The sequence below is a fragment of the Microbacterium sp. ISL-103 genome (assembly GCF_018613995.1).
Taxonomy (GTDB): Bacteria; Actinomycetota; Actinomycetes; order Actinomycetales; family Microbacteriaceae; genus Microbacterium.
Genome location: NZ_JAGGPD010000488.1, coordinates 1 through 1,897 on the forward strand (window position 1 = coordinate 1; position 1,897 = coordinate 1,897).

Consider the following 1,897-nt stretch of genomic DNA (forward strand, 5'->3'; position numbering starts at 1 on the left):
CGCACGGGACCCGGGTGCTCGCCGAGGCGCTGCTCCGACACGAACGCCGTGAGGGGGATCGCCACCACGCCCGCGCGATCGGGGAGCGCGCGGCAGAACTCCGCCGCATCCGCTCCTCCCAGGGCCGACGCGTCGGCGACGGTGAAGTAGCCGCCCTGAGGCGGGAACACGGTGAACCCGGCGGAACGGAGTCCGTCACCGAGGATCTCGTGCTTCTGCGCGAGGGTCGAGGCCGCATCGGCGAAGAAGCCGTCGCCGAGACGAAGCCCCACGGCCACGGCCGGTTGGAACGGCGAGCCGTTGACGTAGGTGAGGTACTGCTTGACGGTCAGCACGGCCGTGATGAGATCAGCCGGACCATGCACCCAGCCGATCTTCCACCCGGTGGCTGAGAAGGTCTTGCCCGCCGATGAGATCGTGAGAGTGCGCCGGGCCGCGCCGGGCAGGGTGGCGATGGGCGTGTGTGCGGCGTGGAACGCGAGGTGCTCATACACCTCGTCGGTCACGATGACGACGTCGTGAAGCTCGGCCAGGCGCACCACCTCTCGAAGCACCGCGAGATCGAAGACCGCACCCGTGGGATTGTGTGGATCGTTGACCAGGATGATGCGGGTGCGGTCGGTGACGGCGGCCGCCAGCTGCTCGAGATCCGGTTGGAAGTCCGGGGCGCGCAGCGGCACGGTCCGAAGGCGTGCACCGGCGAGAGCGACCGCAGCGGCATACGAGTCGTAATACGGCTCGAAGACGACGACTTCGTCATCAGGGCCATCGATGAGGGCCAGCAGCGTCGCCGTGAGCGCTTCGGTCGCACCGGCCGTCACGATGACCTCTCGGTGCGGGTCGACCTCGAGACCGTAGAAGCGTCGTTGGTGCTCGCTGATCGCCTCGAGCAGATCCGCAGTGCCACGACCGGGCGGGTACTGGTTGGCCCCGTGGGCGATGGCGTCCCGTGCGGCCTCCAGCACCTCGGACGGCCCGTCCTGGTCGGGGAACCCCTGACCGAGGTTGATCGCTCCGGTTCTCGCCGCGGCCGCGGACATCTCTGCGAAGATGGTGGGCGCGACGGTTCCATCTGGTGCGAGCAGACCGGCTCCCGCTGCCGTGCGCCGCCATGCGCCGGGGATGACACTCATGAAGAACAGGCTAAGGCCATAGGTGAAACTCATCTTCGCCATTGGAAACGCACAGACACAGGCGTCACTCTGAAGGGGCGTTGTTGAAGGAGCACACACCATGAACGAAGACAGCACCCAGGACCACTCGGCATCCGCGTCGAACGACGCAGTGCCGTCCACCGAGGCAGCAGAGGGCGTCGACCGTTCGACGACCGCCGCCGCCGCTGAGAACCCCCGCCAGGGCCACGAGGTCCCGTCGACCTTCGCGTCAGAGCCCACGGTCGCGCCGGCGCCGCAGGTGCCGTCCGCAGCGGCTCCCGCCGCTCCCACTTTCGAAGCCCCCGCGGCGTACGTGTCGCCGACCGCCCAGACGGCCCCGCAGCATCCGTACGCGGCCCCGGGATCACCGTCCGGCCACGTCGGTGCCCCCACCGCCACCGCCCCCGGCGCGGCGTTCGGCATCCACACCGCCGCCCAGCCCGCACCCCTCGACCCGTCGACCAAGACCAAAGAGCACAAGCCCCGCACCGGCGTGAAGTTCGCCGCGATCGTGGTCGCCGCAGCGCTCGTCGGCGGAGTCGCCGGATTCGGCGGCGGTGCGATCCTCAACGGGATCACGAACCAGACCTCCACCGGAGTCGCACAGGGTCCCGACACCGTGACCGTCAACAACCCCGGATCGGTGAACGAGACCACCGCGGTCGCGACCGAGGCGCTTCCGTCGGTCGTGACGATCGAGGTGGCTGGATCCGACGAGGCGGGCAGCGGATCGGGCGTCCTCA

General features: G+C 69.4%; 1 protein-coding gene and 1 pseudogene. One reads left to right on the forward strand and one right to left on the reverse strand.

Annotated elements, in window-relative coordinates; translation table 11 throughout:
- Positions 1 to 1,133: aminotransferase class I/II-fold pyridoxal phosphate-dependent enzyme (locus J7E68_RS16425; protein ID WP_215174397.1), on the reverse strand; the 1,133-nt coding region annotated here is incomplete at its 3' end.
- A gap of 100 nt (positions 1,134 to 1,233) precedes the next feature.
- Here J7E68_RS16425 and J7E68_RS16430 point away from each other — a divergent pair.
- Positions 1,234 to 1,897: pseudogene (locus tag J7E68_RS16430) on the forward strand (serine protease); the annotation flags it as partial.